At 58.9% G+C, this 24,426-nt stretch carries 19 protein-coding genes and 3 pseudogenes; 10 read left to right on the top strand and 12 right to left on the bottom strand.

The window, feature by feature from the left end:
- Nucleotides 1-3: 3 nt before the first annotated feature.
- The 4 genes from IAI51_RS05660 to IAI51_RS05645 form a co-directional block, all read right to left on the bottom strand.
- Nucleotides 4-495, bottom strand: coding sequence for a sigma-70 family RNA polymerase sigma factor (locus IAI51_RS05660; RefSeq protein ID WP_187677584.1), 492 nt, complete (start codon nt 493-495; stop codon nt 4-6).
- 189 nt (nt 496-684) lie between these two features.
- Nucleotides 685-5,151, bottom strand: a complete 4,467-nt coding sequence (locus IAI51_RS05655; RefSeq protein WP_187677583.1) for a hemagglutinin repeat-containing protein — start codon at nt 5,149-5,151, stop codon at nt 685-687.
- 112 nt (nt 5,152-5,263) lie between these two features.
- Entirely contained in the window at nt 5,264-6,991 is a 1,728-nt protein-coding gene (locus IAI51_RS05650; protein ID WP_187677582.1) for a ShlB/FhaC/HecB family hemolysin secretion/activation protein, read from the bottom strand.
- A 108-nt stretch (nt 6,992-7,099) separates the two neighbouring features.
- Entirely contained in the window at nt 7,100-8,230 is a 1,131-nt protein-coding gene (locus tag IAI51_RS05645; protein WP_187677581.1) for an MFS transporter, read from the bottom strand.
- A gap of 98 nt (nt 8,231-8,328) precedes the next feature.
- Between IAI51_RS05645 and IAI51_RS05640 the strand changes: the two are divergent.
- Nucleotides 8,329-9,093, top strand: a pseudogene (locus IAI51_RS05640) (AraC family transcriptional regulator).
- Nucleotides 9,094-9,138: 45 nt separating this feature from the next.
- Here the strand turns inward: IAI51_RS05640 and IAI51_RS05635 are convergent.
- Nucleotides 9,139-9,579 (bottom strand): carboxymuconolactone decarboxylase family protein, encoded by a 441-nt coding sequence (locus tag IAI51_RS05635; RefSeq protein WP_187677580.1) that lies wholly within the window; start codon nt 9,577-9,579, stop codon nt 9,139-9,141.
- Nucleotides 9,580-9,756: 177 nt separating this feature from the next.
- On the opposite strand from IAI51_RS05635, the gene IAI51_RS05630 reads away from it, so the two are divergent.
- Nucleotides 9,757-10,056 (top strand): hypothetical protein, encoded by a 300-nt coding sequence (locus tag IAI51_RS05630; protein WP_187677579.1) that lies wholly within the window; start codon nt 9,757-9,759, stop codon nt 10,054-10,056.
- A 135-nt stretch (nt 10,057-10,191) separates the two neighbouring features.
- On the opposite strand, the gene IAI51_RS05625 is transcribed toward IAI51_RS05630, so the two are convergent.
- Both IAI51_RS05625 and IAI51_RS05620 read right to left on the bottom strand, forming a co-directional pair.
- On the bottom strand, nt 10,192-11,760 hold the full coding sequence (locus IAI51_RS05625) for a sensor domain-containing diguanylate cyclase (protein ID WP_187677578.1): 1,569 nt from the start codon (nt 11,758-11,760) through the stop codon (nt 10,192-10,194).
- A gap of 300 nt (nt 11,761-12,060) precedes the next feature.
- Nucleotides 12,061-12,726 carry a ribonuclease T2 gene (locus tag IAI51_RS05620; protein WP_187677577.1) on the bottom strand — a complete coding sequence of 222 codons (666 nt, stop codon included), beginning with the start codon at nt 12,724-12,726 and terminating at the stop codon, nt 12,061-12,063.
- 165 nt (nt 12,727-12,891) lie between these two features.
- Here IAI51_RS05620 and IAI51_RS05615 point away from each other — a divergent pair, with 165 nt between their 5' ends.
- The 7 genes from IAI51_RS05615 (at nt 12,892) to pseH (ending at nt 18,836) form a co-directional block, all read left to right on the top strand.
- On the top strand, nt 12,892-13,374 hold the full coding sequence (locus IAI51_RS05615) for a hypothetical protein (RefSeq protein WP_187677576.1): 483 nt from the start codon (nt 12,892-12,894) through the stop codon (nt 13,372-13,374).
- Between the two features lie 101 nt (nt 13,375-13,475).
- On the top strand, nt 13,476-15,173 hold the full coding sequence (locus IAI51_RS05610) for a copper resistance system multicopper oxidase (protein ID WP_187677575.1): 1,698 nt from the start codon (nt 13,476-13,478) through the stop codon (nt 15,171-15,173).
- 59 nt (nt 15,174-15,232) lie between these two features.
- On the top strand, nt 15,233-16,054 hold the full coding sequence (locus IAI51_RS05605; protein WP_410457994.1) for a copper resistance protein B: 822 nt from the start codon (nt 15,233-15,235) through the stop codon (nt 16,052-16,054).
- A gap of 53 nt (nt 16,055-16,107) precedes the next feature.
- Nucleotides 16,108-16,482, top strand: a complete 375-nt coding sequence (gene copC, locus IAI51_RS05600; protein WP_187677573.1) for a copper homeostasis periplasmic binding protein CopC — start codon at nt 16,108-16,110, stop codon at nt 16,480-16,482.
- Nucleotides 16,483-16,485: 3 nt separating this feature from the next.
- Complete coding sequence (copD, locus tag IAI51_RS05595; RefSeq protein ID WP_187677572.1) at nt 16,486-17,355, top strand: copper homeostasis membrane protein CopD; 870 nt, start codon at nt 16,486-16,488, stop codon at nt 17,353-17,355.
- A gap of 58 nt (nt 17,356-17,413) precedes the next feature.
- Nucleotides 17,414-18,205: a transporter substrate-binding domain-containing protein gene (locus IAI51_RS05590; protein ID WP_187677571.1), complete on the top strand. Its 792-nt coding sequence runs from the start codon at nt 17,414-17,416 to the stop codon at nt 18,203-18,205.
- Between the two features lie 79 nt (nt 18,206-18,284).
- Nucleotides 18,285-18,836 (top strand): UDP-4-amino-4,6-dideoxy-N-acetyl-beta-L-altrosamine N-acetyltransferase, encoded by a 552-nt coding sequence (pseH, locus tag IAI51_RS05585; RefSeq protein WP_187677570.1) that lies wholly within the window; start codon nt 18,285-18,287, stop codon nt 18,834-18,836.
- Between the two features lie 6 nt (nt 18,837-18,842).
- Here pseH and IAI51_RS05580 read toward each other — a convergent pair whose 3' ends face one another.
- From IAI51_RS05580 to IAI51_RS05570, 4 genes and pseudogenes are all read right to left on the bottom strand, one after another.
- Nucleotides 18,843-19,622, bottom strand: a complete 780-nt coding sequence (locus IAI51_RS05580; RefSeq protein WP_187677668.1) for an EAL domain-containing protein — start codon at nt 19,620-19,622, stop codon at nt 18,843-18,845.
- A gap of 135 nt (nt 19,623-19,757) precedes the next feature.
- Nucleotides 19,758-20,537 (bottom strand): methyl-accepting chemotaxis protein, encoded by a 780-nt coding sequence (locus IAI51_RS28135; RefSeq protein WP_401266345.1) that lies wholly within the window; start codon nt 20,535-20,537, stop codon nt 19,758-19,760.
- A 78-nt stretch (nt 20,538-20,615) separates the two neighbouring features.
- A pseudogene (locus IAI51_RS28130) lies at nt 20,616-21,692 on the bottom strand (methyl-accepting chemotaxis protein); the annotation flags it as partial.
- Nucleotides 21,693-22,144: 452 nt separating this feature from the next.
- A complete protein-coding gene (locus IAI51_RS05570) occupies nt 22,145-22,507 on the bottom strand; it encodes a DUF6124 family protein (RefSeq protein ID WP_123532299.1) in 363 nt (120 codons plus the stop codon).
- A gap of 618 nt (nt 22,508-23,125) precedes the next feature.
- Here IAI51_RS05570 and IAI51_RS27890 point away from each other — a divergent pair.
- A pseudogene (locus IAI51_RS27890) lies at nt 23,126-23,316 on the top strand (hypothetical protein).
- Nucleotides 23,317-23,525: 209 nt separating this feature from the next.
- On the opposite strand, the gene IAI51_RS05565 reads toward IAI51_RS27890, so the two are convergent.
- On the bottom strand, nt 23,526-24,395 hold the full coding sequence (locus IAI51_RS05565; protein WP_187677667.1) for a LysR family transcriptional regulator: 870 nt from the start codon (nt 24,393-24,395) through the stop codon (nt 23,526-23,528).
- Between the last annotated feature and the right edge of the window lie 31 nt (nt 24,396-24,426).

Raw genomic sequence — 24,426 nt, 5'->3', positions numbered from 1 at the left:
CGCTCATGACTGCAACCCGTCGAGGCGATCACGCAGGTGCCGCAGGGTGCGGATCATATACTTTTCGACCATGTTCTTGGACAGACCCAGGCGTTCGGCGATTTCCGCCTGGGTCAACCCTTCGATCTTTTGCCAGACAAAAATCTTGCGGCAATTGACCGGCAACTCAGTGAGCGCCCGTTCGATGGAGTCGGCCAACTGGATCGCATGCATGTAATGCTCCGGGTCGCCGAACGACGACACACTGTGATCGATCGCCTCTGACTCCATGGCGCCGCGCCGATCCTCACGCCGATACCCATCCACCTCGATATTGCGCGCGGTCTGATGCAGATACGCCCGGGGTTGCTGCACCGCCGCCGAATCGGACTCAAGCACCCGCACAAAGGTGTCGTGCGCCAGATCCTCGGCCTGCGCGCGATTGCGCAGGCGACGAGTCCAGGTGCCGATCAACTCTTCGTAATGCTCGAAAAAGCCGGGTCTGCGGGGACGCATGGGGGTATGGGCGGCGTGGTGAGGAAAGGGGCGTGAATAGTAATGCTTCCTATTAAGCCCGGCAAATCATTCTGATCATCTGCAAAATTTCCCTGTAAGAGCTGCCGCAGGCTGCGATCTCTTGATCTTTTTTTGGAAGATCAAAGTGAGAGATCGCAGCCTGCGGCAGCTCCTACAGGGGCGGGCCGGTTAGTCTTTGTTGTCGATCCCGGCTTGCAGTGGCTGGCCGTCCAAGTGGCCGCTCAGGGTGACCGGGCCGACTTTCAGGTTGCCGTCTTCAAAGGAAACCTTCGCTGCGTTTTCTTCCTGCTTCTGCGGCAGATCCAGTCCGGCTTTAACCCCGTAATCGAGATTGCTCAGGTCAGTGCTGCTGACCTTCGAACCACCCAGATCGACCTTGCCTTCACTCGCCGAGATCCGCGCGCCGGTCAGTTGTGTGGCGCCGTCAACATTCAAGCTCACACCTTGGCTGCCACTGATGCCGGAAGCCTGGGTCACGCTGTCCTTGTGCGCGTATTCGCCCTGCGCTTTCAGCGTTGGCTTGTAGTCAGTACCCGCGAGTTTTTCCTTGTCGCTTGGCGGATTCTTTTTCGCGGTCAGGGCAAGATCGACATCAACTTTGGCTTGAGTCTTTGAGTCCTGACGACTCTCGACTGTCAGATCACCCGCGACCTTGCCGCTGACGGACTTCGCATCAATCCGCGCACCCGCCAGTTCTGCATCACCCGCGCTGTTCAGCAGCACCGTGTCAGCCTTGATCTGGCTGTTCTGCTGCGAGGTGCCTTGCAGGTAATCCACGCCCACTTTGGCGCCGGCATTGAAGCCGTGATCGCTACTGGCCTTCTCTTCGGCGGCCGTAGGCGTTTTGCTGCTCAGGTTGCCGCCGGCATTCAGTGCGACGTTCCAGTTGTTACGGCTTTCAGTGGACTGCGCCGACTCCTGCACATAACCGCCCTTCTGCGCATCAATGCTGACGTTTGGCGCCGTGACCTGTGTGCCTTGCAAGTGAACCGAGTCACCGCTCAGGGCGATACCGCTCTGGCTGTTGAGTTGGCCACCGGTCAGGGTCTGCGAGCTCTCGTTGACCCGACCGATGTTGAAGTTGCCGCTAAGATTGCCACCCTGATCACGGCTCTTCTCGCTGCTGGTTTTGCTGCCACCGCCCTTCAAACCACCACCGAGATTGCTGCCGGTAGCGCTGTGGGTGTCGGCGGCCGCTTGCAGATCGAGCTTGCCGTCAGCCTTCAGATCGATGGCGCCCGCGCTGTCGATTTTCGTACCTTGCTGGACCTGATCGCCGCCGCTGTTCAGTTGCACGCCGTTGCCGCTGATGCTCGCCACATGGGCCTGAGTATCAGAGGTCTGCTTGCCGCTGTGATCGAGCTGGAACCCGGCGCCGAGGTCAACGTTGGTGCCGTCGGTACCCGGCAAGGTGCCGACCGTCAGCGAACCATTACCGCGCAGGCTGGTGTCGCTGCTGCTCTGGTGGTCGGTGGCCTGATTGAGCGCCAGATCGCCGCCGGTCTTGATGCTCACGTTGCCCTGCCCGCCGTCGATACGGCTGCCTTCGAACTGGGCATCGCCTGCGGTTTTGATGTTCACACCCTGGCTGCCGGCATAACCGCCGACCACTGCGCTGGAGCTGTCCTTGCTCGATTGGCTGCTGCCGCCCGCGCCGCTGCCGGCGACATTCACGTCCTCACCGGTTTTGGTGTAGACGCGCACATCCACCTTGGCATCTACCGCATTATCCGTACTGCTGTGGGTGTTGCTCGCGGCATCGGCGACGAGTTTGTCGGCGCTGATGTTCACTTTGCCTGCGCCGGCGCTGTACTGGGTGCCTTGGTCGTGCAGCGTGCCAGCGACTTTCACGTCGACGTTGCCAGCGTCGAAGCGGCTGACTACAGCGTTGCTGCTTTGCTCGGTTTTATTGGCGCTGCCGTGACCGACCGCGACATCAATGCCGACATTCGGCTGGCCGAGATTGGCCAGCGCGTCCTTGTCCGGCACCTTGCCGTTCAGCACATCCTTGACCGCACCGGCTATTGGCCGGGCGATGTCTTTGTACTCGACGTTGGCGCCGATATCCGCCGACCAATTGCTCTCGGTGTGGGTGCTGCTTTCGTTATTGCTGGCCGCGCGGTTGTCGACTTCGTTGGCCGCGATGTTCAGACCATTACCGGCCTTCACCTGAGCACCTTCGGTGGCGAGCTTGTCGGCATTGATCGTCAAACCGCCGCTGCTCTGCACGCTGCTGGTTTGCGCAGTGGTTTTGCTCGTGGTGTCTTGCGACGTGCTGTGGGCGAAATCGACGCCATTGCCGGCGCGGTCGAGGCCGCCGGTGTAGTAGAAACCGCCGCCGGTGCTGCTCTTGTCGGTGGAGGTTTTGTGGCTGTCTTCTTCGGCCAGCAACGACACGTTTTGGCCGCTCAGGCGGGTATCGCCCGCAGTGGATTTCACCTCGCTGCCCTTGATCGTCAGGTCGCCGCCAGCCTTCACCTGCACGCTGCCGCCGCTAAGGCTGGAACCTTGCTGGGTGACGTCGTTGCTGGTCACCGTTTGCTGCTTGTCTTCGTAATGAATCCCGGCGCGATACTGCTCCGGCGTTTGCTCTTTCGCATAAGCGTCGAAGCCACGGGTTTCAGTGGTGGTGCTGCTGTCGTGAGTGTTCTGCGCGGAATGCACATTCACATCCCCCGCCGCGTCCGCCGTCAGCGCGCCGCCCGCCTTCACCGTCGAACCAGCGACTTCGATGTCCTTGGCACTCTTGAGCTTGAGGTTGCTGTCAGACACCAGTTCGCTGCGTACCGTGGTGCTGTCCTTGGCATTCTGGCGCGACTCGTTTTTGGTGATGCCGAAGAACTTGCTGTCCTTGTCGTGATTGTTGCTATGCGAGGTGTCTTGGACGCCGTCGATAATCAGCGAACCCTTGTCACTGATCACGCTCGCGTCGGTGCCGCCACGCACCTGACTGCCGCTGATACGCACGTCGTCAGCCTTGACGACCAGCTTGCCGGCGGCGTTGATTTTGCTGCCCTGATGCTGGCTCTGGCCCTTGTCGGCATCGCCGGTCTTGCCGAAGAAGCCACCGCCGACCAGATCGCCGGAGTAGCTATTGTCGCTGCTGCGATTGCTGCGTGTAGCGGTAGCGATTTCCACTTGTTTACCGGCCAGTTCCAGGTCGCCCGTGCTGTCCAGTTCGGCGCCTTCGGAGCGCAACAATGCAGCGGTTTGCAGGGCGATGTTGCCAGCCTTCAACTGGGTGGTGACGCTGCGCTGCTCTTCGCTACTGGTGTTCCAATTGGCTTTCCACAGGTGCTTGCGGTGGTTGCCCTGATCGGTCTGGGTGTGGCTTTCGGTGGCGGCGGTCAGGCGCAGATCGCCGCCGCTTTTCACATCCAGATTCTTCGCCGCTTCGACCTTGGCCGCGTTCAGTTCGGTGTCTTTGCCGGAGGACAGTTTCACGTCACGGCTGGCAACGATTTGGCTGCCGTGCTGACGCGTTTCGCTGTCGGTCTGGGTGCGGTCGTAGGTTTCCCAGGTGATGCCGATGGTGCTGTTGTTCCAGTTTTCGCGCTTTTCCTGGAGTTTGCGGCTTTCCACGGTGCTCAGGGTCAGGTTGCGTTTGGCGTCGACAGTCACATCACGGCCGCTGACATCGGTCGCGGCCAGGGTCAGGTCTTTACCACTGTGCAGGCCGACATCGCCCTGACTGCTGCAAATACCCGCGCGGGTCACATCGAGGCTGTTGGTCACGGCCTCACCGCTGACACTGAGGTCACCGGCCGAACGAATCTGCACCCCGTCACGCCCGGCCACCTGCACCGCACCGACCCGCACGCCGGCACCTTCGGCGGTACTGACGATGTTGATGCGACCGGCCTGCATCGCGCCGAACAGGCTGGCGTCGATGCGCTGATCAGCGGTGCTGCCTGCCGGGTCCACGGTTTTCACCTGGCCGCTGGCGTAATCCACCTGATTGCGTCCGACCGTGAGGTTGAGTTGATCACGGGCAGTGAGCGCGCCCTGACTGTCGATACGCGGGGCGATCAGGTTGATCGAGCCCTCGGCGTTACGCAGGCCGCCGCTCTGAATCTGCAACTGACCGCTGGCGTCGCGGGTGTTGAGCGATTGCAGTTTGCCGTCGTTCAATTCAGGGCGACCAACCACCAGATTGGCGTTCGGCGTGTTGATGAAACTGCCGCCGTTGATCGAGATACCGTTGGGGTTGGCCAATACGTAATCGGCGGCGCGCCCGAAGATTTCCTGCGCGCCGTTGATCGCCGACGGGTTGCGACTGATCACTTCGTTGAGGATCACGCTCGCGGCTTGCCCTTGCAATTGCGGGTTGGCCGCCAGTTGCCCGGCGAGCTGCGATTGTCCCGCCTGCAAGGCGTTGTTCAGCACCAGTCCCTGACGGTCGACGTTGTAGTCGAGGAACTGGTTATGCGACAGGCCCGAGCCGTTGGGCGCGACGATGTTGACGATGGGCACACCGCCCTGGGTTTGCAGTTGCGCGGTGCCGCCTGGGCCCGGTGCGACGACGACACCACCGGCAAGAGCGCTGGGCAGGTGCACGGCGAAGAACAGGCTGGCGATTGCCCAGCGCAATTTGCCCCGTGGGGAAAGATGAAATGCAAAGGTGTGTGCTGGCATAAAAACGTCTCCATGTGAGTACGGCATCACGTCGCGCGATTTTTCCTGGCCGTGGCTGTCGCGCTCAGATCCGACGGCTGTTCGTTCACTGCATTCTTTGTTTATGTAGCGCTCATATTTGTAAGCCGACCCGCATCAGCCAGGTCTGCGGCTCATGCTGCAGACCGTTGGGCGTGTTGAGGGCGCGTTGGTAATCGACGTCCACTTGCAGGTTTTTCCAGCCCAGATTCAGCCCGACACTGGCGCCGCTCAGGCGTTGGCCCTGGGCACCGTGATCGGCCTTGATCCAGCCGTGGTCGAGACCGACGCGCGGGGTGATCTGCATCGGCCATTCACTGCGCAGCGGCAGGCGCAAGGTGTTGCGCCAGAACGCGCCGCTGGCACCGGACGCACTGCTGACCCGATAACCGCGCACCGCCGAATCATCGGTGCCGAGCAGTTGTTCGATGGCCGGCAGCGGATCGGGGCTGTACTGCAAATTGAGCTGGCTCTGCCACTGCCAGGCTTGCGCGCCGAGCTGACCGTTGCGCCATTGGCTAAGGCCGGCGCGGTACTTGTGGAATTGCGCCTTGGGCAGGTTTTTGACTGGATGCTGTGAATCATCATCGGCGCCAAACCAGCGCAGGCCCTGGGCGTAATTGACATCGAGGTTCCACACCGCGCGGTCGAGCCAGAACAGATTGAGTCCGGCTTCGGCCACGGTCAGGGTCGGGCTCTGAATCCCCAGGCGCACATTTTCCAGATAGCTGTCGACGTCCTTGTGCGCCAGTTGCAGGTTGGCGCTGAGCTGGCGGCTCTGGTCGCGCCAAAGCACGCGGTCGGCGCGCAGGCTCACTTGATCGGTGATGCCGGTGCTGTGAAAAGTGGTGCTGGGCAATTTGAACGGTGCGCGATATTCGGCGTGGCTGGCGAATGCGCTGTAGGTCCAGTAGCCGTAGGGAATCGCGTAATACAGGCTGGCGTTGCGGTTATAGCGATCGCCCTGATTGAGCGTGTCGCTGGCACTGAGACTTAACAGGTCGTTGAGCTCCAGCGGGCTGTCGAGACTCAGGCTGAGCGTGTCGCGGTCGCGCCCGGTGCTGGCACTGCCGAGGTTGTCGATTCCCGCATTCAAGGCCCAGCGTGACTGCCCGGAGGTGCGCGAACGCAGGATGATTCTTGAGGCGCCGGGCTGGCTGCCGGGGGCGATATCGGCGGTCAGGTCAACAGAGCGCAAGCGGTTCAACTGATCCAGACCTTGCTCCAGGTCACGCAGGTTCAGCGGCCCACCGAGCATCCCCGGGAAGGCGCCGCCGAGGGAAACCGGCAGGCTCTGATCGGCCAGTTCGATGGACTCGATATAGCCTTCGTCGACCATGACATCGAGCGACTGCCCCGCCGCCGGTGCGCTGCTCAGGTACGGGCGGCTGGCGATGTAGCCCTTCTCGACATAGATCGCGGTGATGGTCGCCAGCAGATGATTGATCTGGCCGACGCCCATGCACGGTGCCAGCAGCGGTTTGATCCGGGCGTTGAGTTTGCTGCTGTCGATCAACGTGACGCCGCCGATGCGCGTGCCGCTTAACGGCCAGCAACGCTCATCGGGGGTTACGGTCTGGGGAATCGCCGGAGTGACCGCTGCCGGGCCGAACGCGCCGCGCTCCAGTTGGCGCTTTCTTTGCTCAAGCTGAAGTTGTTGCAGATCGCGCTGTTGCTGTTGCTGCTGGCGCAGCACTTCCTGGCCCGGCGCGACAGGTTCGGCCGCTTCAAGCGATGAGGCACACACACTCAACACAAAGGCCGACAACAGCGGGCAACGCGTGGCACAACGACGAAACACAGCTTGAAGCGAATACGGCACGCAACATCCTTGCAATCATCAAATGGCGTAATGCCACACTATCAATGATCGTGATAGTCGGAGCCCTCCTACACAAATGCAAGACGCTTCCTACAGCGCTTACATTTCTTAAACAATTGCTTTTGTTGCTCTTATTGTCAGCAGCAATGCCACGGCACTGCACACTATCAGGGTTTCCCCGAGGGCCTGAGACCACCCAGCGAGCATCATGCCCGCGCCAATCAGCAGGTAATAAATCAGCCCCAATAACGCTCCGGCAGTGCCGAGACGATCCGAATAATCAACCAGCGCCATGCCGAGAATATTGGGAATCGCCATGCCAAACGCCAGCACAATCAGCAACATCGGCAGCACAAACGCGCCACTCTCCTGCAGCCACCAGACGCCAACGCCACCGAGCAAACCGGTGATGGCGGCGAGCCGGATCAACTGCATCGCGGCAAACCCTGCCTGCAATAAACGCTTGTTGGCCCATGCGCCAAAACCTGAGCCCAGCGCGAGGATCACGCCGCTGTAGCCGAACCATGTTGCGTCCAGGTTCAGGCGCTGAAAAATGAACGGGCCAAGGCTGTAATAACTGAACAGCGCCACATTGAACGCAGCAATCCATAACGCCGAGCGCCAGATGCCCAAGTCGCGCAACATGCGTGCGAGGGTTTCCCACAGGTCGACATGGGGTGTTTGCTCAGGACGGGTTTCCGGCAAGGCGTAGCAACTCCAAAGCCACAGCGTCGCGGCCAGCAAAACCAGTGCAGTCAATACGCCGCGATAGCCGAATGCCTCGACCAGGCTAGCGCCGCTGAACAGACCGATTGCAGGACTTGCCGCCAACGCGATGCCCACCAGGGAAAAAACCTGCGCTTCTGCCCCTTTGAAACGGTCGCGCAGCAAAGTCTGCGTGACCACCGAGCCCACCGCCGCACCAAATGCTGCCACCCCCTGCGCCAGCAATAGACCGTTGAAACTGCTGACTCGCAAGGCGATAACCATGGCGACCGCGTAGATCGCCAATCCCATAAGCATGACCGGACGCCGGCCGATGCGATCACACAATCGCCCCCACACCACCACGCCCACGGCAAAGGCCAAGAAGTAAACCGACAAGGTCTGCGCTGCCGCCTCGGGGCTGACTTTAAATACCCTGCCGATATCCCCCAGCGCCGGGCTGTACAGGGTCTGCGCAATCTGCGGAAACATCAGCAACGCAATCGCCAGCGGCAACAGATTTTTGTTGTTCATTGTTTATGACTCCTCAAGTAAACCGCAGAGGAGTTTAAGAACTGCTGATTGGCGTATTATCCGAATCCTGCCAATTTATCGCGCAAATCGGACAACCCATGACTTGGATTGACGCCCACACACTCTTTGATGCGGACTGTTACTCGGCGCCGGTGATCGGCATCGCAGCAATACTGGGTGATCACGATTCCGGCCAACATTAGCACCTGCACGGGCAACTGCTCTACACCCGACAGGGCTGCACGCGCATCACCCTCGCGCAGCAATTGTGTCTGCTGCCACCGTCGCGAGCGGCGTGGATTCCGGCGGGTGTGAGCCATCGGGCACAGATGCAGCAAAGCGTTGATTACCGCTCCATTTACCTGGTCCCTGAATTGTGCCGCGAGCTGCCGCAACAAGTTTGCGTCATCGAGGTCAGCCCTCTGCTGCGCGCCGTGCTGGAGCCCATGGCTACGGCGGATTTCGACACTGATTGGCAACAGGGCAAATTCGCCCATTTACTGGGTTTGTGCCTGAGCGAAATTGTCGAGGCGGCGCAACAACCGATGTTGTTGCCCTTGCCACGGGACAAGCGTTTGCTGCCACTGCTCGCAACCCCGGAACGATTGCCGCCGGAACTGCAAGTGCTGGAACGCCAGATCGGCGCCAGCAGCCGCACCATCGGCCGAATCTTCCAGCGCGAAACCGGCATGAGTTATCAGCAGTGGCGCCAGCAATGGCGGTTGATGCGCGCCATGGAGTTGCTCGCCACCGGACGCAGCCTCAGTTATTGCAGCTTCGAATTGGGCTTCGCCAGTGACAGCGCGTTCATCGCGTTCTTCAAAGCCATGACCGGCAGCACACCCGGTCAGTGGCTCAAATAAGCATTTGACGACAGACGCACTCTTCCAGGGGATGGTGGAGTGGTTTCAGGCCTGAGGAGTTTTACGGAAGCCTACCGCCAAGCGGTTCCAGCTGTTGATGGTATTGATCGCGACGCTCAGATCGACCATTTCCTTCGGCGAAAACTGCGCGGCAACGACGTCGTAGTCTTCGTCCGGCGCGTGGGTCAGGCTCAGCTGGGTCAGCGATTCGGTCCACAGCAGCGCGGCGCGTTCACGGTCGCTGAAGAACGGCGCTTCACGCCATGCGGTCACGGCGAACAGACGACGTGGCGTTTCACCGCCCTTGATCGCATCAGCGGTGTGCATGTCGATGCAGAACGCGCAGCCGTTGATTTGCGAGGCGCGCAGCTTGACCAGTTCGATCAGGTTTTTTTCCAGCGGCAGTTTGGAGACGGCCGTTTCCAGGGCGATCATCGCTTTCAGAGCGTCGGGGGAAGCGGTGTAGAAATCGGTACGAGGTTTCATGAGGGGGGCCGGGGCGAGTGAATGTGTGGCTACGTTAGTCCCGGCGCGTGGTTCGACAAATAGCCAATATTCGCGAAGATCAGGAGGCCACTTGATTGACCGCTCGTCACTCTACCGGCACCAAGCGTTCGGCGCGTCAGACCAATATCAGGTAAATCCCCTTTTTGGAGACCTACCATGATGACGCGCAAATTCACCTCGTTATTGCTCGCCGGCCTGCTGGCCACGGCTTCGGCCGCCAGCTTCGCGGCCAACGATGGCGCTGATGCTACCGGCACCAAATCCGGCGCCACCAGCGGCTCGACCATGCCGCCAGACAACACGCCGGGCGCGCCTTCTGGCGGTAGCGGTTCCAATGGCGCCGGTTCCGGTACCGGCACCAATGGCGGCGCCAGTGGTTCGGGCTCGGGTGCCGATGGCGGCACGGGTTCGGCCGGCGGCGGGACGGGCGGCGCAGGCGGTGGCACGGGCGGCTGAACGAACAAGAGCCACCCTTGGTAAACCGCAATACCAATGTGGGAGCGAGCCTGCTCGCGAATGCTGTGAATCAGTACAAACATTTTTGTCTGACACAACGCTTTCGCGAGCAGGCTCGCTCCCACAGGTTTGGTTTTAGCGATCGGAGCGCATGAGTTCCGCTAAACCGTCCTCCGGCGACAGCACCGCCGCCCGATTGCGCCCGGCATTTTTCGCCTGATAGAGCGCCGCATCCGCCCGCTGGATAAACACTTCCGGGCTGTCATTGCCATTGGGAATAAATGAATAACAGCCCAGACTCACGGTGAGATATTCGGTGGGTGATCCACTGTGGGTAATGCGTTTGTCGATCACGCTGCGGCGAATCTGCCCGGCAATCGCCAATGCGCCGTTGATGTCGGTATCGGGCAACAGCACCGCGAACTCCTCGCCCCCGTAGCGCACTGCCAGATCCGACTTGCGCTGGCAGCAATTCTTCAACACCTGCGCCACTTGCGTCAGACAATGATCGCCGGCCACATGCCCATAGGCGTCGTTGTAACGCTTGAAAAAATCGATATCGAGCATGATCAGGCTGACCGGGCTGACCTGCCGCGCACCCCGGGCAAACTCGATTTCAAGTGACCGTTCAAACAGTCGCCGGTTAGCCAGTCCGGTGAGGCTGTCGTGGGTGGCGATCTGCTCCAGCGAGCGCTGTGCCTTGCGCAGGTTCTTCTCGATCCGCTCACCGTCGCGCACCTGATGGATGAACACCCAGCCAAACAGCCCAATGCCCAGGATCACCAGCGCCACGATCACGCTGGACTGGAACGCACGTTCATACCAACCCTTGAGGATTGTGTCCCGCGAGGTCGCGGCAGACACCACCAACGGATACGACGCCAGTTGCCGATAGCCGTACAAACGGGTGACGCCGTCGACCACCGAATTGATCATCGCCGTACCGGCCGCGGCGTTGGGCAACAGCTTTTGATAGATCTCGCCCTGGGCCAGTGACGTACCGATCAGCGATTCGTCGAACGGACGACGAGCGAGCAAGGTGCCGTCAGTCAGGCCGAGGAACATGATGCCGTTGTCGTCGAGGCTGAAGCTTTTGAAGAATTGGTCGAAGTACGCCATCTTGATTCCGGCCAGCAACACACCCTGAAAATTGCCGGCGCGGTCGTTGACGCGCTTGGAGATCGGGATGATCCACTCACCATCCTCGCGGTTGCGAATCGCCGGGCCGATGTGCGCCACGGTCGAGGCGTTCTGCTGATGGAACTTGAAGTACTCACGGTCAGCCACGTTGATGTCATGGGGCAGATCGTTGAAAGAGGTAAGCACCCACTGTCCCTGCTGGTCGAACAGGAACATGCCGTGTAACTGACTTAGTTGCTGCACCCGGCGGGCGAAAGTTCTTTGCAGGCGTGGCCTCTGCGCCGCGCCGTAACCATCATCCTGAATCCAGTCGACCAGGCTGGTCATCACCAGATCCGCCGCGAGAAACGTGTCTTCTGCCTGCTGCGCCATCGCCCGGGTCAGGTTGCTCGAGGCCATTTGCGCCACCGCCAGATCCTGACGCCGCGACTGCTCCAGTTGCAGGTACAGCAAACCAAACAGGCACAAGCTCACCGCAACGACAAACAACGCTGCCGCTTTACGCAGCGGCAGGCGTTTAAGCGCGCCGGGGGCCTGTTGCAGATCGTGAATGGGGATAGGCAAAAGCATGTCCTGGGCAGGTACGACAGGGGCGCAAGCCCGAAACCCTTATGTTTTGTGAGCGTAGTTCACACGGATGCAGGGGGCAAACACCCCGCTCTCGCCCCGTTGTATCGGCGCGCGGTGGATTTGGATGATCGCCGTTCGAAGATTTATTTTCGATGTCTTCTTTCCGGTTAATTCGTTGTGAAGTACCAACCGTCGTAGTGCGCTGCGCCGAGGAGTCGGGGACAAGTGCAACAGGTGCAAAAAAGGCGTCCAACGGGACGCCTGACTTGTTAAAACCTTAATGCCCTCAGTCGATCACCGCGACGGCGGCACGCGAATATCCCCCGCCCTGCACTGAGTTTTCACACCCTTGCCACAAGCGCCAGGCTGCAAGTCTTTACCCATGCACACGCGCACCTCGGACAATTCCGGGCCGCTGCAAATCACCGCGATGCCATCCGCCGGAATCCCCGGGTTAGCTTTGCGGAACAAGTCGGCGATTTCTTGCGCCTCAAAGTAATAGGAGGTGCTGAACGGTTGCAGCTCTTGCGGGATTTTTACCGCGCCAACAGCCTTATCCGCCGCATCCAGATAGCCCATCGCGCCGAGACCACTGCACGTGCCATGTTTCGACCATTCGTGATCAAGCAACTTCTTGGTCGGGAACAGCGTCATGCCTTTGTTGCTTTGCGCCGCCGACAACGTGGTCAGTGGCGGGCAGGACTCCGGCCAGCCGCCCTTGGCGTATTGCGGCCACAGACCGTGCAGGACAAAGCCGTAACCCTTGCCGGAACACTGCACATCATCCTTGTGCGTGAGGCAAAACGTCGGCGACCAGGACAGCGCCAACAGGTAGTAGTCGAATACCCCCGCCACCGATTCCGCCTGCACCTTGCCGGACTGGGATTGGCGCGCAGAACTCAGACCGATGCTACCGGCCGTCAGCGCAATCACCGCCAAAATTGTAAACAGCTTTTTCATGTACCCGCTCCTTGGGACGCCTGCGTCCGTGGTTTTCGTTCCTGACCAGACGTGGTCAGGGCTGATTTGGACACGCCAGTGTTGCAAGCGCATGACGCAAGGCAAGGCTGTACCCCGTTGAAAGGTCTACGATTAATAAGCAGCCATCAAATACAGGGAACCGAAATGAGTAAAGCAGACGAACTCGCCGCGAAGCTCAAGCAAACCCGGGACAACCACGCAGCCGACATCACCTGCGCGGAACTGGAGATCGATTGCTGGCCCGCGCAGGTCTACGACCTGTACCACCGCATCGAGGCGTGGCTGCAACCGGTGACCGAAGTCGGCCTGAAGATTCGGCGCAATCCAACGCACATTTGCGAAACCTCCCCGGATGGCGAATCCCACGATTACGCCATCGACCAACTGGTGATCGAGGCGAATGACCAAACCCTGACATTTGATCCCATCGCCCGGTTTACCGAAGATGGTTCTGGACGGGTACAAATCACCCTGCCGGAGCGAAACACTTATCTGTTGCGCACCGTCGATGAACACCACGAAAGCCACTGGTGGCTGCAGACCGTTGAAACCGGGCAGGAGCTGGATGCCATTGCGTTGACCGAGAACAACCTGTTGCAGGTGGTTCAGGAGGGGTTGGGGCTTTAGGTCAATGCTGAACCTGTCAAAACTGTAATCTGCCCCTCAGCCTACTGAAAGCTGGCGCTGGTTAGCCTCTCTGTCATGGATCAAACGGGGACTCAGCGCGCATGCCTTCCAACACCTCAAGACGCACCTTCGTCAAAGGCCTGGCCGCCGGTGGTTTGCTCGGTGGCCTCGGCCTGTGGCGTGCGCCGGTCTGGGCGCTGAGCGGTCCCGGTCAAATCAACGAACTGAGCGGCAGCGAGTTCGAGCTGTTCATCGGCGAAACCCCGGTCAACTTCACCGGCCAACCGCGCACGGCGATGACCATCAACGGCAGCCTCCCCGGCCCGCTGCTGCGCTGGCGCGAGGGCGACACGGTGACGCTGCGGGTGCGCAACCGACTCCAGGACAGCACCTCGATTCACTGGCACGGCATTCTGCTGCCGGCCAACATGGACGGCGTGCCGGGCCTGAGTTTTCATGGCATCGAGCCAGGTGGCGTGTATGTCTATCAATTCAAAGTCCGACAGAACGGCACCTACTGGTACCACAGCCATTCCGGGCTCCAGGAGCAGGCTGGCGTCTATGGGCCGCTGGTGATCGACGCCAAAGACCCGGAGCCGTTCCAGTACGACCGCGACTACGTGGTGATGCTCAGCGACTGGACCGACGAAGCCCCGACCAGCCTGATGAAGACCCTGAAAAAACAGTCCGACTACTACAACTTCCACAAACGCACCGTCGGCGACTTCATCAACGACGTCAGCGCCAAAGGCTGGGACGCCACCGTCGCCGACCGCAAGATGTGGGCAGAAATGAACATGAACCCCACTGACATCGCTGACGTCAGTGGCGCCACCTACACCTTCCTGATGAACGGCCACGCGCCCGACACAAACTGGACTGGGCTGTTCCGCCCCGGCGAAAAACTGCGTTTGCGCCTGATCAACGGCTCGGCCATGAGCTATTTCGACGTGCGCATTCCGGGGCTGAAGATGACCGTGGTCGCCGCCGACGGCTTGCATGTCAAACCGGTCAGCGTCGATGAGTTGCGCATCGCCGTGGCCGAAACCTACGACGTGATCGTCGAGCCCGAAACCGAGGCCTACACCCTCTTCGCCCAGGCCATGGACCGCACCGGTTACGCCCGAGGCACTCTTGCGACCCGCGCCGGCTTGTCCGCCCCGGTGCCATCGCTGGATCCACGGCCATTGGTCACCATGGACGACATGGGCATGGGCGGGATGGATCACGGATCGATGGACATGAGCGCCATGGATCACTCAGCCATGGGGCCGATGCAAGCGCATCCCGACAGCGAAAAAAACAACCCGCTGGTGGACATGCAGGCCATGACCACCGCGCCGAAACTCAACGACCCCGGCCTCGGCCTGCGCAACAACGGTCGCCGTGTGCTGACCTACGCCGACCTGCGCAGCACCTTCGAAGACCCGGACGGCCGCGACCCGGGCCGCACCCTCGAGCTGCACCTCACCGGCCACATGGAAAAATTCGCCTGGTCGTTCAACGGCATCAAGTTCTCCGATGCCGAGCCGCTGCGCCTCAAGTACGGCGAGCGCATTCGTCTGGTGCTGGTCAACGACACGATGATGACCCACCCGATCCATCTGCACGGCATGTGGAGTGACCTGGAAGACGAAAATGGCGACTTCCAGGTGCGCAAACACACCATCGACATGCCCCCGGGCACACGCCGCACCTATCGCGTCACCGCCGACGCACTCGGCCGCTGGGCCTATCACTGCCATCTCCTGTACCACATGGAAATGGGCATGTTCCGCGAAGTACGGGTGGAAGAATGAAGGGGCCGATCATGACTCGATTCACCGCGTTGTCCTTACTGCTTGTCGGCAGCTCGGCCATGGCCGCCAGCGACATGCAGGGCATGGATCACAGCCAGATGCCCGGCATGGATAACTCGGCGATGCAAAGCATGGACGACGGCATGATGCAGCCCGCCGCCCCGACTGAAAGTCGCACACCGATCCCCGTGCTGACCGACGCCGACCGCGCCGCCGTGTTCACCAGCCCCGGCGGCCATCAAGTGCATGACAGCGCGATCAACAGCTATTTCCTCGCCGACAAACTCGAATGGCAGGACGCCGACGACGGCAGCGCATTGGCCTGGGATTTATCCGGTTGGATCGGCGGCGACAGCAATCGCCTGTGGCTGCGCTCCGAAGGCGAACGCAGCAACGGCAAGACCGAGGACGCGGAAATCCAGGCGCTGTGGGGCCACGCGATTTCGCCGTGGTGGGACGTGGTCAGCGGTGTGCGCCAGGACTTCAAGCCCGGCGCCCCACAAACCTGGGCTGCCTTCGGATTGCAGGGCATGGCGCTGTACAACTTCGAAGCCGAGGCGACGGCGTTTATCGGTGAAGGTGGCCAGAGCGCGATTCGGCTGGAAGGTGACTATGACATTCTGCTGACCAATCGCCTGATCCTTCAGCCAACCGCCGAACTCAACGTCTACGGCAAAAACGATCCGCAACGGGGCATCGGCTCAGGGCTGTCCAACACCGAAGCCGGCCTGCGCCTGCGCTATGAAATTCGCCGTGAATTTGCCCCCTACATCGGCGTGACCTGGAACCGCACCTACGGCAACACCGCCGATTACGCGCGGGCCGAAGGCGAGGATCGCAGCGAAGCGCGCCTGGTGCTTGGCGTGCGGCTGTGGTTCTGAAGCCATATTCAATAACAAAACAACCACCGCCCAAGCGCGGTAAGAGGCCTCGCATGCGCACATTGAAAACCGCCGTCATACTCGCCACCGGCCTGCTCCTGAGCAGCCTGGCCCAGGCCCACCCGAAACTGCTCTCATCGACCCCGGCCGAAGGCGCGGACGGCGCGGCGCCCGGCAAGATCGAACTGCACTTCTCGGAAAACCTGATGACCCAGTTCTCCGGGGCCAAACTGGTGATGACCGAAATGGCCGGCATGGCCCATTCGCCGATGCCGATGAAAGCCAAAGTCAGCGCCGGCAGCGACCCGAAAACCATGCTCATCACCCCGCTCGCCCCGTTGCCTGCCGGCACCTACAAAGTCGAATGGCGCGCGGTGTCTTCAGACACCCATCCGATCACCGGCAACGTCACGTTCAAAGTGAAGTGAGCGATGGGCGAACTGAGCAACATCATCCTGCGACTGGCGTTGTATGTGGATCTGCTGCTGTTGTTCGGGGTGGCGTTGTTTGGGGTCTACAGCTTTAACCGGGTGCTGCGGTTTCAGCCGATGCTGCGCGCCATGGCGCTGTTCGGGATGCTGCTGTCAGTGGCTGGCGGAGTGCTGATGACCAGCGCCATGAGTGGCGAAACCGAGCTCGCCGCGCTGTGGCCGCATCTGCAAATGATGCTGTTTGAAACCGACGTGGGGCTGGCGTGGGCGGTGCGGGTTGGTGCGCTGATCGTCGTGTTGATCAGGCCGGGGTTATGGATCGCTTCGATTGCCGGCGCAATCGCCCTCGCCTCGCTGGCCTGGAGCGGGCATGGCGCGATGGACGAAGGATGGCTGCGGATCTGGCATTTCCTCAGTGACATCCTCCACCTGCTTGCTGCCGGGGCATGGTTGGGCGCCATGCTGGCGCTGGTATTGATGGCGCGCGGGCTTGTTGATGAACCACGCCTTCGGCAACTCGCTCATGCCGTCAAACGCTTCGAACCGGTGGGCGCAGTGATTGTGCTGACGCTCACGGTGAGCGGCGTGGTGAATTACCTGTTCATCGTCGGCCCCAAACTCGATGACGTGCTGCTTGGTGCCTACGGAATTCTGCTGTCGATCAAAGTCGTGCTGTTTGCGGCCATGCTGGTGTTAGCGGCGCTGAACCGCTTTTACCTCGGGCCATTACTCGAACAATCCTTGTGCGATGGCCAGCATCGCAAAGCCGCGAACGCTCTAAGGCGCAGTGTTCTCCTGGAGTTGGCCATCGCGCTGCTGATCGTGGCGCTGGTTGCATGGCTGGGCACTTTGAGTCCCGAGCCGGGATGACACCCGGCAAAGGCTTTCACTACACTGGGCCACCTTTCCCTGCATAAGCCCGATCGCCATGACAACGCTAAAAAGCACGATGATCTTCTGCGGCCTGCTCACCCTGGCCGCCGGCGCCCACGCTGAGCCAACCCCTTCGCACCTGAACACCATCCAGCAACAAGGCCAACTGCGCGTCTGCACCACCGGCGACTACAAGCCCTACACCTTCAAACGCACCGACGGCGACTTCGAAGGCATCGACATCAGCATGGCCCGCTCGCTGGCCGACAGCCTCGGGGTCAAGGTCGAGTGGGTACCAACGACCTGGAAAACCCTGATGCCGGACATGCAGGCCGGCAAGTGCGACATCGGCATGGGCGGGATTTCGGTCACGCTGGACCGGCAGAAAAAGGCCTACTTCAGCAACACCCTCGACGTCGACGGCAAAATCCCGCTGGTGCGCTGCGCCGATCAAGCCAAATACCAGACCGTCGAACAGATCAACCAGCCCGGCGTGCGCCTGGTGGAACCCGCCGGCGGCACCAACGAAGCCTTCGTCCACGCCTTCCTGCCCAAGGCGCAACTGGCCCTGCACGACAACGTGACGATCTTCCAGCAACTGCTCGACAACAAGGCCGACGTGATGATCACCGACGCCTCGGAAGCGCTGTACCAGCAGAAGCTGAAACCGGGATTGTGCGCAGTCAATCCGCAGCAGTTCATGCAGTACGGCGAGAAGGCTTATTTGCTGCCGCGCGATGACATCAGCTGGAAGCTGTACGTTGATCAGTGGCTGCATTTGAGTAAGGTGACCGGTAGATATCAGAAAGTGCTCAGCGAATGGATTGCCGTGCCACCCGCGCAGTAATCATCCACGCGGTAACTTGAGCCTTTTTTATCGACAGCGCCGTTTCAGAATCACCTTCCCGCCAGATAAGGACATCACCATGCAATTCCTCCCCCTCACCGAAGCCGACCCCGCCCTCCAGGCCCACGTCCGCACCCTGCGCAATCAAGAGGACGTGCGCAAATTCATGTACACCTCTCATGAAATCACCGAACAGGAACACGCTAACTGGCTGGCCTCTTTGCAGGACAACCCTCGGCAGCAAGTGTTTGTAGTGATCAAGGATCAGCAAGCGGTCGGGATCGTCTCGTTGAACGCGATCAACGCTGCGCAGAAAACCGCAGATTGGGCGTTTTATCTGGACGTTGGCTTGCAGGGCAAGGGCTTGGGCAGCGTGGTCGAGTTCTGGATGCTCGATTACGCGTTTGATGTGGCGGGGCTGGAAAAGCTGAATTGCGAAGTACTGGCGATGAATTCAGCGGTAGTGAAGATGCACCAGAAGTTCGGGTTTGAGATTGAAGGAGTTCGCCGGCAGAACGTGGTGAAAAATGGGGTTCGGGTCGACGTGGTTTTGTTGGGAATAACCAAGGCTGAGTGGCAGAACAAGCGACCTGCGCTGGCCGCCGTTATCGAGCGGATCAGTGCGAGCTGAACGAGATCATCTCTCCAGCCACGCACCTTTGGGGATCTGCGCCAGCGATTTGAAAGCAGGCTTGGCGAACCAGAAACCCTGCATCAGATAAATGCCGCAATCGGCGAGAAAGTCTCTTTCCTGGGCATCTTCAATGCCCTCGGCGATCACCTCAACGCCCAATTCTCTACACATGTTCACGACGTTGCGCACGATGGTCTGGCGCACACGATCAAGGTGAATATCCCGGACCAGCGCCATGTCCAGCTTGATCAAATCCGGCTGAAAATCCGCCAACAGGTTAAGGCCGGAATAGCCTGCGCCAAAGTCGTCGATTGCCGTCTTGAAACCAAACTCACGGTACTCACGCAAAATGTTCGTCAGATGGCTGTTCTTTTCAACGTGCTCGCCCTCAACCGCCTCGAAGATCAGGCGATCCAGCGGGAACCCGTGAGCGCGCGCCGCTTCAAGCGTGCTGCGAATGCACAATTCCGGACGGTAAACGGCATTCGGCAAAAAGTTGATCGAGAGGTACTCGGTCATACCTAACTGAGCCGCCGTGGAAATCGCCCGCACACGACACAGTTGATCAAATCGATATCGGTTTTGATCGTCCACCTGCTCCAGGACTGACAACGCACCTTCGCCATTCACGCCGCGAACCAAGGCTTCATGGGCAAAGGTCGTTTGATCGCGCAGATCCACAATCGGCTGAAACGCAAAAGCGAAATCCAGATCCGGCGCGCCTTTGTTTTTACAGCCCTGGCAGCCTCCGGGAGAGGCGGATGATTTTGGAAATTCGGTCATGAAGCCCCCTGATAACGGGTTGTAAACGTCCATATGATCAATAAGCAGCTGTTCGGTTATGTGCTACCCAGCCATAACTGTAGCCCAACGGCGCCTGAATATATTGAAGGCGCCGTGGGCTCATCGTTCACAAAATCAAGTGCGGAAATGCGCGGTCATTCGCTGCAAGTCCTGCCCCAGCGACGCCAACTCAATCGTCGCCGCTGCACTCTCTTCACTGGCAACCGCCGACTGGTCGGCCACATCACGCACACTGACAATGCTGCGATTGATCTCGTCGGCCACGGCACTTTGCTGCTCGGCAGCGGCCGATATCTGCAAGCTCATTTCCTGGATCGTGCCGATGGACTGATTGATCTCGGTAATCGCCAGCTCGGCCTTCTGCGCCAACACCACCGTATCGAGGGTGCGCTCGCGGCTGGAAGCCATCAGCGTAGAAGCCGCTTGCGTGCCCTGTTGCAGGGTGACGATCAGCGCTTCGATTTCCTTGGTCGAGTCCTGTGTCCGCTGCGCCAGCGAACGCACCTCGTCTGCCACCACGGCGAAACCACGGCCCTGCTCCCCCGCCCGCGCCGCTTCGATAGCGGCGTTCAACGCGAGCAAATTGGTCTGCTCCGCGACGGCTTTGATCACATCGATCACTTTGCCAATCTGCTCACTGTCCTGAGACAGCACATTCATCGCACCACCCAACTCTTCAATGGCCACCGCGAGCTCGCTGATCTGCACCGTCGCCTGCTTCACCACCGTACTGCCGTGACGCGCCTGCTGATCGGCCAAGGTCGCGGCAGCCGAGGCGTCTGTTGTGTTACGGGCAACTTCCTGCACCGTCGAAGCCATTTCGTGCATCGCCGTGGCGACTTGATCCACTTCACTTTTCTGCTGTCGAACACCCGCGCTGGTCTGCTCGCTCATGGCCGAGAGTTTTTCCGCTGAGGTGGAAATATGCGTGACGCCGTTGCCGATGCCTTGCACCAGCGTATTCAGGTTCTGCGCCATGTCCTGCATCGCGTTTTGCAGATCGCCCAACTCATCTTTGCGCGCCGATTTGGCGTGAACCGTCAGATCGCCTTTGGCAATACGTCGAGCCAGATCAACCGTCAGCGCCAGCGGTAAAGTGATCTGCCGCGAGATGACCACCGAAGCAAACAGCCCGACCACCAGCGCCAACACGGTCAACACCGCCATCTGAATAAAGGCTGAGCGCTGATCTTCACGCGCCAGGCGCTGCTGGGTGTCCATCAGGCCGTTCATGATGCTGTCCATCGCCTTGCTTTCCTGGTCGACCTGCTGACGCATGCTCTGCTTCTGCTCAAACAGCCCGGCCACTTCCACCAAGACTTCGCGATAACGACGCATCCCGGCGTGCGCTTCTTCCAGTTGACTCGACAGGGTCGCCGGCAGGCTGGTACGCGCCTTGGTGATATCACTCAGGAACGTGTCGATGGTTTCCATCAGCACTTTTTTGTTCGCGTCGTCGGGTACCGCAATGTAACGACGCAACATCAGGCGAAACGTGGTCATGCCGTTGCGCAAGTCAGCAACCGTGCGCAACTCCCGAACGCGCTCGCCATCGGCGGACGCCAGGGCATTGGTTGTGGTGCTTTCAAGCATGCCGGCAAAAGTCTGCGCGTACTTGTCCGACAGCGCACCCAGCGGTTTCAGGGCATCCGTCGTCGACTTATCGGCATCAATCAGCCGCTTTACCTTCTGATCGTAGGCAACAATCGTGGCTTGCAACGCCTTCAAGGCTTGCTGGTTTTCAGCGCGCGTCAACGTGTCCAGCGCCTTGCTCACAAGGCCCTGCAAGACATTCAACTGAGCGTGATAAGAATCGACGAAGGCAGCGTCAGCAGCGGCTTCGTATTGTTTCTCGGACAGACGCATATTTTGCGTAGCGTCATTCAACGTGCCGATCAGCCGCGTCGTACTCAAGCGATCAACCAGCACGCTGTTGCTGTTATAGCCAATGAAAGCAACCGCCAAAACAGCCAGCAAAAGAATGCCGAAACCGGTTCCCAGCTTGCGGGAAACTTTGATATCACCCAGAAAATTCGATGCAACTGCCATATTCAGCCTCAAACGCCCTGACGCGAAACGCCAGGCACAAAAAATAGATCTTCGGCAACCGCAGTCACCGTCCAGACATTCGGGGGTCGTCATCCAAGGCGTGATACGGGACGCTCCAGCTGTCCCGGAAATGCAAAATGCGATGCGGTTGATGCGTCAAAGAAACCCGACACAAGCATCGGCAGACAAAACCATCACGTCGCAAACAGGGCGTCTGGACGCAAGATTTATCGATTCAGCAAAAGGTATCTGGAAGGGATGCTATAAACTTTAGGAAAACTTGTACAACTTTTTATTTTTGCACAATGATTGAACTTTTAGAGTCGCGTGATGACGCATTGCCATCACAAATTGTGGCACATCGCTACTGGCGCAAAATGACACAAAATACCGATCCAGACGCCCGCCCCTCTGCGGCGACGGCCTGCCGCACGCCGCAGAGGGACACGGGTTTACGGCTTGATTTCGACGTGATCCAACGCCTGATTCACCGCCAACTCACCCAACATCACCACCTGCGCAATGCCTAGCGCGGTTTTGCGGTTCGAGGGATCAAGCAGCGCGGCGAAGTTGTTGAGCAACTCGGACGCGGAACTCAGCGTTTCACTGGCGTTGGCCAGCAGGGACTCGGTGTCGTACTTCGGATTGGCGAAGTACATGCGTTCGGGCTCGTTGGTGCTGGCCATGATCTGGCTGGCGGGAAGGAGATAGTGATCAAGAGCACGCTCGGCGGCTTCGTGGAGCTTTTTGGAATGGGGGGATTCGTAGGGGGATGCGGGATCGGTTTCTGGTGGGTTGGGTGTTGGTTTGAACATGGTGTAACTCCTGACGGATTAACGAAAAGGAGCCATCACTCTCGCTACCAAACGAAGGGTGGAGGCCATACGCAGGTTGGTAGACCGGTCGTCAGGAACCCCGGCGCATCCGAAGACGCCCCGCGCATGACCACCATAAAACGAAGACGAGAAACGCCCTCGAAAGACAGTAGTCTTGTGCTTCTGACGGAGACGGGCTACCAAACCCGATCACTGGTTTTCAGTGACCCAGGAACGATAGAACCCGCGAGCTAGACGCACAAGCCGGCGGATTCTGTCTTACGTGTAGGGGGAGGCGCAAGGTGTTGTAGGTGGCCGACTACAACAATATGTCTCATCTAAACATGCGTGTTTTTCTGTGTTTAAAATTTTAATGAGCACAGAGATCGAACCCAAGCCTGTCGCCATTTGCTAGGAGCTCTGTGCACTTATTTTTCAAGAGCTGTCCGTCGCACCGATGATGGATTGGGCGCAGGTCTGAGACAAAACCCCAGATTGACTGGCTTGCCCGCTGAAATTTCTTCGTCCTGTAGCAATTTCTAAGCAAGCCGCAACTGCTGTCTAACAAGTGCACTGCCGGTACGATGCTTGTAATTTTTCTCGAAAGGAGTCGAATCCATGTCAGACGAATCTTCGTTATCGGACGTGCTGGAAAGGATGTACCAGAATCAGCTAGCCCTTGAGGTAGCCCTGACGGAGCTGACGCTCCATGCTGAGCAGCAAGGTTCGAGCGGAGTAGGAGACAACTATGGGGCGCCTTGTGGGCAATTGGCGAGAACGCTGGACACATCAAGCAAGGCTTAGCCTAACTGAAAGGAAAGGGGGCGGCATAGATCCGAGTCGCTGTAGTCAACCTAGGACATGGATTTATCTGTTTGCCTGGCTCAGGAGGAGAAGTAGAGTCGGTCGAAATATCTGCAAGCAAAATTACGCCGCGACATACAGAGGTTACAGGTAAGAGATCTAGTCCAATAAATTCAGGGCGTTCGCGCTGTAAGCCTCGAACTGAAAAGTTTCGTTATATGTCTTTAAACTCTTCTTTTAATAGTTCTGCAAACTTGTCTTTTGCACGATGAAACTCAACATGCTTGTTCCAGATAAAATAATTTTGTACGGGAAGTAAATCGCTAAACACTTGCCCACAGATACCTCCGATTAGTTTAAACTGCTCAAAGACCCCTCTAGGCACTAACGACACTCCCGCCCCGGAACTCACACACCCAAGAATAGTGCCATAACTTGCTATGCTAGTTATAGAACTCGACACTTTATGAAGATCCAGCCAGTTTACCAGCGATTTTCTGTATGGGCATCCTTCAGGCCACATGAAAATATCTAAGCCCCTAAGATCCTGCGGCTCACGTATCGCTCCCGCAGCTGGAGAAGCTATCAGTACTAATTCCTCCTTGTAAATCTCAGTACCTTCAATATCTGCATGCTCAATTCCGACGGCAACAATTGCCCCGTCCAGTTTACAACCAACCACATCCTTTAATAACTGCGACCAATCTCCAGTACTAAACTGCATTTGCACAGATGGATAAAGACAATGATACTTTGACAGCAGTTTAGGCAACCTACCTGTAGCGGAGGACTCTATGGCGCCGATCTTTAAGTCCCCCGATGGTGCAGCTGTAGGGTCGAGAGCTCTTTGTGATTCCTGGCATAAAGACAAAATCTTGTTAGCGTAGCTGAGAAACAACCTCCCAGAAGGACTGATAACTAGCCCCCTCCCCTTCCTTATAAATAACGAAACGCCTAACTCACTTTCTAGTAACTTGATCCTGTTCGTTATATTTGATGGAACACAGTGCAATAGTTCAGAAGCGCGCACAATACTACCTTGATCGACAACTGCTTTGAACATAGCCAACTGAGATAGCTCCACTTCATTACTCACTAAAAGTGAACGATAACTT

The sequence above is a fragment of the Pseudomonas sp. N40(2020) genome, from assembly GCF_014472415.1.
Classification (GTDB): Bacteria; Pseudomonadota; Gammaproteobacteria; order Pseudomonadales; family Pseudomonadaceae; genus Aquipseudomonas.
Note: the sequence above shows the minus strand (reverse complement) of the source record. Positions and strands in the feature narration are given on the sequence as shown.